This window comes from Candidatus Desulfolinea nitratireducens (assembly GCF_982879505.1).
Map to the genome: position 1 here is coordinate 1 of NZ_CEYOSI010000143.1, position 9,140 is coordinate 9,140.

At 49.7% G+C, this 9,140-nt stretch carries 10 protein-coding genes and 1 pseudogene; 9 read left to right on the top strand and 2 right to left on the bottom strand.

The window, feature by feature from the left end:
- Both AC3DOM_RS12310 and AC3DOM_RS12315 read right to left on the bottom strand, forming a co-directional pair.
- On the bottom strand, positions 1 to 452 hold a 452-nt coding region (locus tag AC3DOM_RS12310), incomplete at its 3' end, for an EamA family transporter (protein ID WP_487919345.1).
- A 64-nt stretch (positions 453 to 516) separates the two neighbouring features.
- Positions 517 to 1,149 (bottom strand): helix-turn-helix transcriptional regulator, encoded by a 633-nt coding sequence (locus AC3DOM_RS12315; protein WP_487919346.1) that lies wholly within the window; start codon positions 1,147 to 1,149, stop codon positions 517 to 519.
- Between the two features lie 258 nt (positions 1,150 to 1,407).
- Here AC3DOM_RS12315 and iscX point away from each other — a divergent pair, with 258 nt between their 5' ends.
- The 9 genes and pseudogenes from iscX to AC3DOM_RS12360 all read left to right on the top strand — a co-directional run bounded on the left by iscX (position 1,408) and on the right by AC3DOM_RS12360 (position 8,892).
- Positions 1,408 to 1,614 (top strand): Fe-S cluster assembly protein IscX, encoded by a 207-nt coding sequence (iscX, locus tag AC3DOM_RS12320; protein WP_487919347.1) that lies wholly within the window; start codon positions 1,408 to 1,410, stop codon positions 1,612 to 1,614.
- 78 nt (positions 1,615 to 1,692) lie between these two features.
- Positions 1,693 to 2,310: an NADH-quinone oxidoreductase subunit B gene (locus AC3DOM_RS12325; protein ID WP_487919348.1), complete on the top strand. Its 618-nt coding sequence runs from the start codon at positions 1,693 to 1,695 to the stop codon at positions 2,308 to 2,310.
- 2 nt (positions 2,311 to 2,312) lie between these two features.
- Positions 2,313 to 2,696: pseudogene (locus tag AC3DOM_RS12330) on the top strand (NADH-quinone oxidoreductase subunit C); the annotation flags it as partial.
- A gap of 252 nt (positions 2,697 to 2,948) precedes the next feature.
- Entirely contained in the window at positions 2,949 to 4,052 is a 1,104-nt protein-coding gene (locus AC3DOM_RS12335) for an NADH-quinone oxidoreductase subunit D (protein ID WP_487919354.1), read from the top strand.
- Between the two features lie 11 nt (positions 4,053 to 4,063).
- Positions 4,064 to 4,696 carry a 4Fe-4S binding protein gene (locus AC3DOM_RS12340; protein ID WP_487919349.1) on the top strand — a complete coding sequence of 211 codons (633 nt, stop codon included), beginning with the start codon at positions 4,064 to 4,066 and terminating at the stop codon, positions 4,694 to 4,696.
- 168 nt (positions 4,697 to 4,864) lie between these two features.
- Complete coding sequence (locus AC3DOM_RS12345; protein WP_487919350.1) at positions 4,865 to 5,920, top strand: Mrp/NBP35 family ATP-binding protein; 1,056 nt, start codon at positions 4,865 to 4,867, stop codon at positions 5,918 to 5,920.
- Positions 5,921 to 5,996: 76 nt separating this feature from the next.
- On the top strand, positions 5,997 to 6,914 hold the full coding sequence (locus tag AC3DOM_RS12350; protein WP_487919351.1) for a PSP1 domain-containing protein: 918 nt from the start codon (positions 5,997 to 5,999) through the stop codon (positions 6,912 to 6,914).
- A complete protein-coding gene (locus tag AC3DOM_RS12355; RefSeq protein WP_487919352.1) occupies positions 6,911 to 7,645 on the top strand; it encodes a PIG-L deacetylase family protein in 735 nt (244 codons plus the stop codon). The genes AC3DOM_RS12350 and AC3DOM_RS12355 overlap by 4 nt, the downstream gene beginning before the upstream one ends.
- A gap of 53 nt (positions 7,646 to 7,698) precedes the next feature.
- Complete coding sequence (locus AC3DOM_RS12360; protein WP_487919353.1) at positions 7,699 to 8,892, top strand: M20 metallopeptidase family protein; 1,194 nt, start codon at positions 7,699 to 7,701, stop codon at positions 8,890 to 8,892.
- The last annotated feature ends 248 nt before the right edge of the window (positions 8,893 to 9,140 follow it).

The following is a 9,140-nucleotide window of genomic DNA, read 5'->3' on the forward strand; positions in this document are numbered from 1 at the left end:
AGGATTATCCCCAAAGATAATCCATCTCCATCAGGCTTTAATGTAAATGCTGTCCCCATTAATGCCAATCCCAATGCGCCAAGTTTGGCTTTGCTCAGACGTTCTCGATAAGCAATTGCGCCAATTAATGCCACAATCGCCGGGTATAGATAGAGTAGCAGTCCGACCAATCCGGCCGCCGTCATGGAGAGCGCTGTGAAATAAGCCAGGGTTTGGAGAACATACCAGATACTTCCAATGAGGATCAACAGGAGAAGTGTTTTACCTTTTGGAAAAGGAATCCTAGCCACCAACATCCATATCAGCATGATCAATCCTGCGATCAGGAAACGTAAAAAAAGCAATGTGATCGGTGTCGTGCCCGCCTGATAAGCCAGGGGAGCCAGGACTGCCATCGTTCCGAAGGCAATGGATGAAATGATGATCAGGATTGCGCCCTGGATTTTTTGCATTGAAGACAACTTCCTATTGAATTTTGATTTCAAAACTCTATATCATATTTATTCCAAGTGTAATTTATCCCACCGCAAACACACAATAGGGTCTTCCAATCTCATCTCCCTCCAACTTGGCAACTTGTGTAACATTCTGAGAAAGCATTTCATTTAGCAGAGATGCATCCATTTGGCAAAGTTCGGGATGCTCACGAATGATGGCAGCATAGGGACAATGCCCAAGGATAAGGCGGGGTCCGCGTGCATGGGCTTCCCAACGAGATTCATAGCCAAGTTCATCGAGACGTTTTACCGTTTTTGTTAATCGAATCATCGGAGAGGCGACTTTTTCAAAATCTGGAGATTTTGGATTCCGGTCAGTCATATTTGCGAGGCGTTTGGCAAGATTCTCCAGATGCGTCGCTTTTTTCTGATCACTAACAGAGCCAAGCCACTCATCGAGGAGATGCCCGGATAACGCCGGCAAGCCATCCCCAAGGATGCCTCTCCCCAGACCATAGATGTTAACCGGACGTCCTCCCTGTTTTCCCGAACTCCCCTGGCCAACCAGCTCGATCTGTCCGTTCTTCTGCAATATGGAGAGATGATGACGGGCGTTGGCCTGGGTCATCCCCAGATCCCGACCGATCTCTGATGCTGAAACGGCGCGCCGCTTGCGGATATAGGCAAAAACCCGTTGACGTGCTGTTGTCATAGGCATTTTCCAGACTCTGAGTGAAATAACTGGCCTAAGCGAGAAATGCAGTCGAAGAACGGATTTTGTATAATCGCCCTTCGACTTTCCTCCCTGTCGGCCTTGCCGCTCAGGGACTGAATTCTCTTGTCATAAAGACAGTGTGATTATACTCCTGAATACGGTTTTGCAAATATATATTTACGTAACCCAGTTGACCTATAGGTCCTTGGATACTATAATCGCAGCTAATTATGACGATACTTGCGATGAAGAAAAATGACTGATCCACTTACCTGGGAAGGAACCTATGCTATCGCCCTGGCCTTGAAAGAGGCCCATCCCGATATGGATTTGGAAAAGGTCTCGCTGGGTATGATCGAAGCGTGGACCCTGGAACTCAAGCAATTCGAGGATGATCCTGCACTCGTCAACGAGGATATCCTTTTAGCAATTTACCAAGAGTGGTTCGAAGAAATTCTTTGAGCTAAAAAATCGCCCCCCTTTATCCCCGCCGTTTTCACCGACAACAAGGGGAATGAGGAGAATATGAGGAGAGTTTTCATGGAAAATAAGGATTTGAACTCCCCGGGTTATGAAATCCCTGATGATATAAAGGGCTCGGTCTCGATCACATCCATAGACCGTATTTATAACTGGGGACGGCGCTCATCCATCTGGCCGCTGATGTTTGGCCTGGCCTGTTGCGCCATCGAAATGATCTGTACCGCTGCCAGCCGCTATGACTTCTCCCGCTTCGGGATGGAAGTAATGCGCCCCAGCCCACGCCAGGCGGATATGATGCTTGTTTCTGGCACGGTGACGAAGAAGATGGCACCGACCATTGTTCGTCTTTACAATCAAATGCCTGAGCCAAAATATGTTGTCGCAATGGGCGCTTGCGCCTCTGGCGGCGGACCGTTCAAAGAAGGCTATAGCGTGGTTTCAGGTGTAGATAAGCTGATCCCCGTGGATGTCTATATTCCCGGCTGCCCACCCACCCCACAGGCATTGATCAATGGCCTGATCAAACTTCAGGAATTGATTGATACGCAATCCATCAAAAAGGTTCGCTGGTATCAAAAAGGCGAATTGGCGGCTGTCCCGATTCCGATCCTGGGACCAGACCTGATCTACCAACGCGATATTCCTGCGATTAGTGATGCAAAGAAGGAGGCCTGATCATGGTGACCCCTGCACAAGCCCCCACGCTAGATCTCGTTACCCGTTTCCCCGAAGGCGTTGTCGCCGATGAACGCGAAGGCTACGAAGGGTATCTCGTCGCTGCCGACAAACTGGTTGAAGTTGCAACCGCACTCCGCGATGAATTTGGCTTCGACTATCTCTCCTCCGTTTCCGGTGTTGACTATATTGCCGAAGAGATGCTCGAAGTTGTCTATCATGCCTATAAAACCATTGGCGGACCCGGCCTTGTTTTCAAGGTTCAGGTTGCCCGCAAAAAGGCCGAAGTACCTTCCTTGATGGATGTCTACCCCGGTGTTGATTTCCAGGAGCGCGAAGCCTGGGATCTGATGGGCATCAATTTCCTTGGACACCCCGATCTGCGCCGCATCCTGCTTTGGGAAGGTTTTGAAGGCCATCCCCTGCGCAAGGATTGGAAGGAAGCTTATTACGAAGCCGATGTAAAGCCTTTCAAATCACGCTGGCCCGAAGGCAATTTTTTCCGCTCCGAAGAAAAAGCTACCTATCAGGCAAACGTCCAGTATCCCGATAAATTCGATCCCGAAAAATGGGTTCCCGAAGGCGAAGATGCCCTCTATGGCGCCCTCGCAAAATACGAGGATGTTGATAATACCGGCCTGAAAACTGATCATATCACCATCAACCTTGGCCCGCAGCACCCCTCCACCCACGGTGTATTCCGCATCGCCACTATCCTTGACGGTGAAACCATTGTCAGCCTGAAACCCGTCATGGGTTACCTGCACCGCAACCATGAAAAGATCGGTGAACGCAATACTTATTTGCAAAATATGCCTTTCACCGACAGACTCGATTATCTCTCCTCAATGAGCAATAACTTTGGTTACGCTCTTGCCGTCGAAAAGCTGATGAATATTGAGGTCCCGGAGCGCGCAGAATATATTCGCGTGATCATGGCCGAGATGACCAGAGTCCAGAATCACCTCTTCGCCATCGGGATGTTCCTCAACGATATCGGCGCCTTTTTCACTCCATCGCTGTATGCGATTGAAGAACGGGAATTGGTCCTGGATATCTTCGAGATCGTCTCTGGATCACGGATGATGTGCAATTATTTCCGCTTTGGCGGGCTCGCACGCGATCTTCCGGCTGGATCCCTCGAAATGATCAAAGGCCTGGCCTTTGAGCGTTTGCCCCGCCGTGTGGACGAGATGGATCGTTTCCTCAGCGATAACGAAATCCTGCGCTCGCGCTGTGTTGGACAGGGCGTCCTCTCCGCTGAAGACGCGATCAAGTACGCGGCAGCAGGCCCAATGTTGCGTGCCTCCGGCGTCCCCTATGATATCCGCCGAGCCGATCCCTATAGCATCTACGACCGTTTCGATTTTGATGTAGCTGTCCGCTATAACGGCGATATTTACGACCGCTATATAATTCGCATGGATGAAATTCGCCAGTCCCTGCGCATCATCCAGCAGGCTGTTGAACAAATCCCCGAAGGTCCTATCCAAACCGGCAAACCACAGTATCAGGTGCGCGTTCCCGCTGGTGAGGCTTATGGGCGCGTTGAAGGTCCGAAAGGCGAGCTTGGCTTTTATGTCGTTTCTGACGGAAAACCGAACCCTTATCGCTACCACGTCCGCGCCCCATCCTTTATTAACCTGACCGCATTTGGTCCGATGTGCACTGGGCTGAAAATTGCCGATGTCGTCGCCGTGCTTGGCTCGATTGATATCGTGCTTGGCGAAACAGACCGATAGGAGAAGAAACCATGTATGGAAAAGGTATCCTAAAAGGTTTAGGCGTCACCTTAAAACGCTTTGTCAACACCTATCTGGAAGATATCAAATGGCTTGGTAAACGTTATTACACCGCCGAGGGAATCGCCCATCGCTCCAGCAAGAATGCAAACGGGATCTTCACCATTCAGTATCCTGAAGAAAAATTGCCTGTGCCGGAAGAGTTTCGCTATATCCCCTTCCTTGTTTTTGATGAGGGTGAGGATGGTGCAGAAATTATCCGCTGCACCTCCTGCGGAATTTGTGCCAAAGTCTGCCCGCCGCAGTGCATCTGGATCGTGCGTTCGAATGACCCGAAAACCGGCCGCCCCATTCCCGATCCCGCAGAGTTTGTCATCGATGTGGATATCTGTATGAACTGTGGTCTCTGTGCCGAATACTGCCCCTTTGATGCGATCAAAATGGATCACGATTACGAGATCGCTTCCTATGGGCGCACGGTCTTCGACAAAGAGCAGTTGATGAAATCTGCAACCTACTATGATGAAATTCGTCCGATTAACAACAGCATCGAGGAAGCTGCCCGCAAAGCCAAGGAAGAGGCCAAAGCAGCCATGGCAGCGGCCAGGGCTGAAAAAGCTGCAAAGGCAGCCGAAGAAAACTAAGTCACTGATTTTCTAAAATAAAAGGTTGAAGGATTTTTCTCAAACGATATCCTTCAACCTTTTTTCTAACCTATTGTTAATGCCTCTGACTATTATTAATAGGGCTTAATTGGTAGAATATCAGAACAATAAAATTATCTAAACATCATTCAATAAAAGAAGGTAGTCATGACAGAAAATATCACCAAAGAAGCAGTATTGGCCGCACTAAGCAACGTGATGGACCCCGACCTGCACCAGGATTTGGTCTCCCTCAATATGATCCGGGATGTGGTTATCGAGGGGAATACTGTAAATTTCAGCGTATTCCTTACGACCCCCGCCTGCCCGTTAAAAGGCAAAATCGAGGCTGATTGTCGGCAAGCAGTCAATGCGATATCCGGTGTAAAAGAAATAAAAATCAATATGAATGCCGATGTCCCCAACGATGGGCGTTTGCGCGGATTAGTGGATGCGCCGATTCGAAACGCGATCGCGGTCGGGTCCGGTAAAGGTGGCGTGGGCAAATCGACTATTGCAGTTAATCTCGCTGTTGCATTGGCAAATAGCGGTGCGCGCGTCGGCTTACTTGACGCAGATATCTACGGCCCAAATATCCCAACGATGATGGGGGTCGAAAAATTGCCTCCCGCAACCGATACAAAACTGATTCCTGCCGAAGCACATGGCGTCAAGGTGATGTCGATGGGCTTCCTCGTCAAACCAGGTCAACCACTGATCTGGCGCGGGGCAATGCTCCACTCCGCCATCCGACAATTTCTAAGCGATGTCGAATGGGGCGAACTGGATTATCTGATCATCGACCTGCCCCCGGGAACGGGGGATGCTCCGCTCACGCTGGCGCAATCTCTCCCGCTGAGTGGCGCAATCCTGGTGACGCTTCCCCAAGCTGTCTCGGTGGAAGATGCAAGCCGCGGGCTGGGGATGTTTCGCACGCTGGAAGTCCCCCTGCTCGGTGTGATCGAAAATATGACTGGCGATGTCTTTGGTCAGGGTGGTGGGAAATCCTTCGCTGAAGCGGCTGATATCCCCTTCCTGGGCTCTGTGCCCATGAATGGCTTTGTCCGTTTGGCTGGCGATCAAGGTCTACCTGCCATTATCGCAGAACCTGATTCTGATGCTGCAATCGCAATGCAGGAAATTGCTGAAACTGTCGCAGCCGCTGTCAGTGTGGCCGCATTACAAGATAGCGGCGATGCTATGAAAATCAGCATTTCAGACTAATTAAAGCCAGAATAATTAAATCATAAGGGCGAGGTTTCAATACCCGCCCTTTTCTGCTTACGGTATAATAGCTCCCATGCAATCAAACATCATCGGTATCCGATTTACAAAAATTGGTAAAATTTATCATTTCGACTCCAGTGCTGTGCCAGATATTAAGGTCGGCGAGCACGCGATCGTCGAAACTTCCCGCGGAAAACATCTTGGTGAAGTACTTCAGCGCTTTGAGAAAAGTCCGCCTCCCCCAAAAGGAGGTTGGAAAAAGGTCTTATCCCTTGCCACCCCCCGAGAATTACTTCTCAACCAAACATGGCATGCAAAAGAGACTGAAGCCATGATCAATTGCCGCGAGGCAGCCAGCAATTTAAAACTGCCCAATGTAAAGATCGTAAAAGCTGAATTTAACTATGATGGTTCACGCTTGAGCTTCCTTTACAGCAGCGAAGGCGACGAAAAGGTTAATCTTAACAATCTGCGAAATTCCATGGAAAAGATTTACTCAGACCAAAAAATTGAGATGCGCCAGATTGGCCCTCGTGATGTTGCGAAAATTCTTGGTGGTTTAGGCGCTTGCGGTCTTGAACAACGTTGCTGCTCAAAATTCCTGACAGATTTCAGTCCAATTTCAATAAAAATGGCAAAAGCGCAAGGCATCTCCCTGGCACCCGCAGAAATCACTGGTATGTGCGGGCGCTTACGTTGCTGCCTGATATTTGAATATGAAGCTTACGCCAAAGCCCGCAAAACCCTGCCAAAACGGAAAAAGCGCGTCATTACCCCCAAGGGTGAAGGTCGGGTTGTAGACCTGATGCCCCTAACCGAAACGGTTGTTGTCCAGCTGGATGATGAAGTACGGGGCGCAAGGCATCAATTCCATCGTGATGAAATTGAACCCTGGGATGAGCGTGAAGCCCTTCGCCGAAAAGCCGAAGAACCTTGTGGCAAGGACTGCGACTGCGGGAACAAAAACGAAAAACAAGAAACCCAGGCATGAGCAATCCCACCCCGGATAACTGGGAATCCCCACAAAAGATACTCGTAATCCTTGCCCATCCCGATGACCCTGAATTTTTCTGCGGCGCCACTCTCGCACGCTGGGCTCAGGCGGGACACGAAATCCATTATTGCCTGCTTACCTGTGGAGATAAGGGCAGCGAAGATCCAAATATTTCCACGGATGACCTCTGTCAGATTCGGCATAAAGAGCAGGAAAATGCGGCAAAGATCATTGGCGCAAAATCCGTCAGTTTCCTGGATCACCCGGATGGTTATCTTGTTCCCGATATATCATTGCGCCGGGATGTCGTACGCGCTATCCGTCAATATGCCCCCGATGTGCTCGTCACCTGTGACCCGACCAATATCTTCCCAAGCGAGGGATACCCCCTCAATCACCCCGATCATCGTGCTGCTGGTCAAGCTGTGCTGGATGCAGTCTTTCCCGCATCAGGCAGCCATCTCTTCTTCCCTGAACTCCTCGCAGAGGGGTTAGCCCCCCACCGCCCCAACGAAGTCTGGATATCAGTCCCAAACCAGGCCAATACCCTGTTGGACGTAACCGACACCTGGGACAGGAAAATTCAGGCGGTACTTAAACATAAAAGTCAAATAGCTGATCCGGAAGCCTTGATCGAACGAATGAAAAATAGTTGGAAAACTTCAGACAGTACCGAAGAGGCACCCCGCTACGAAGAAGACTTCCACGTTATCCGGTGGAGTAGATAATCATCAAGATCGCGCTCAAGGATATTCCTTGAGCGTTTTTTATATGAGGTAAAATGTCCGATTTTCAAAATAAAGCTCAAGACCTATTTGTCTATACGCAAACGATGCGCCGTGACTTTCATAAGCACCCGGAGTTGGGTTTCCAAGAGGTACGCACAGCAGGAATTGTCGCCAATGAAATGCGCGAACTTGGACTTGAAACAACAACCGGCATCGCCGGGACAGGCGTCGTTTCCCTTTTGGAAGGAGGGAAACCGGGACCAGTATTATTATTACGCTTTGATATGGATGCCCTTCCCATTGATGAGGAAACGGGCGCTGAATACGCATCCACCACCCCCAACACCATGCATGCCTGTGGGCATGATGGTCATGTGGCTATCGGCCTGACTGTTGCAAAAATGCTCAACGAGGTACGAGATGATTTGGCCGGAACCGTAAAATTTGTCTTTCAGCCAGCAGAGGAGGGTGTGATCGGTCAAAAGGGTATGGGCGGGGCAGAACAAATGATGGACGAGGGTGTTTTATCAAACCCCAAAGTGGATTATGCCCTCTCCCTGCATTTGTGGAATTCAAAGCCTCTTGGCTGGCTGGGCATCGGCACAGGCCCGCAGATGGCGGGAGCAGAATATTTCAAAATCACGGTTTATGGGAAGGGGGCACACGCTGCGATGCCACAGGCTTCCGTTGATCCGATCCTTGCTGCATCCCAGATAGTGAACGCGCTGCAGGGCGTTGTTGCCCGAAATGTAGATCCGCTGAAACCAGCCGTTATAACGGTGGCAAGCATACAGGGGGGTGAGGCCTTCAATATCATCCCTCAAAAAGTGGAGATGACCGGTACAATCCGCACTTTTGATCCTGATGTCCGGGAGACAGTCGTCCAACGTTTTGAAGAAATTGTAAAAAATACAGCCAGCGCGATGGGATCCACTGTTGATCTCGAGCTGAAACGGATATCCCCGGCCGTGATCAATGAGAAAAATATCACAGAAAGTGTGCAGGCGACAGCCAGAATGCTATACCCTGAGACAGAAATTGACAGCGGCAATTATTTAACAATGGGTGCAGAGGATATGGCTTTTATGATGGAGAAAGTGCCAGGTTGCTATTTCTTCCTCGGATCAGCAAACCCCGATAAAGGACTGGATTACGATCATCATCACCCCAAATTTGATTTTGATGAGGCCGTCCTGCCGCGCGCAGCAGCGTTGATGGCCGCGGCTGCTGCAGATATATTGAAGTAGCTATTACGCGAATATTTTCATGACTTATCGCGGGAGATATTTCAGGCACTGGCAATAGAGGCATGGAACGCAAATTGAATATGAGGCCATACAAAAAGTGGTGCGCCGTTTAGGCGCACCACTTTTATTTAGCACAAAAATACTACTTGTTGCTAGTTATGCTGATGTGAGCGTGCTATTAATCTCTGTGAATACGTTACCAATGATTGGGCCGAGGATGAGCAAGACGGCCAGAACAACCACTGATA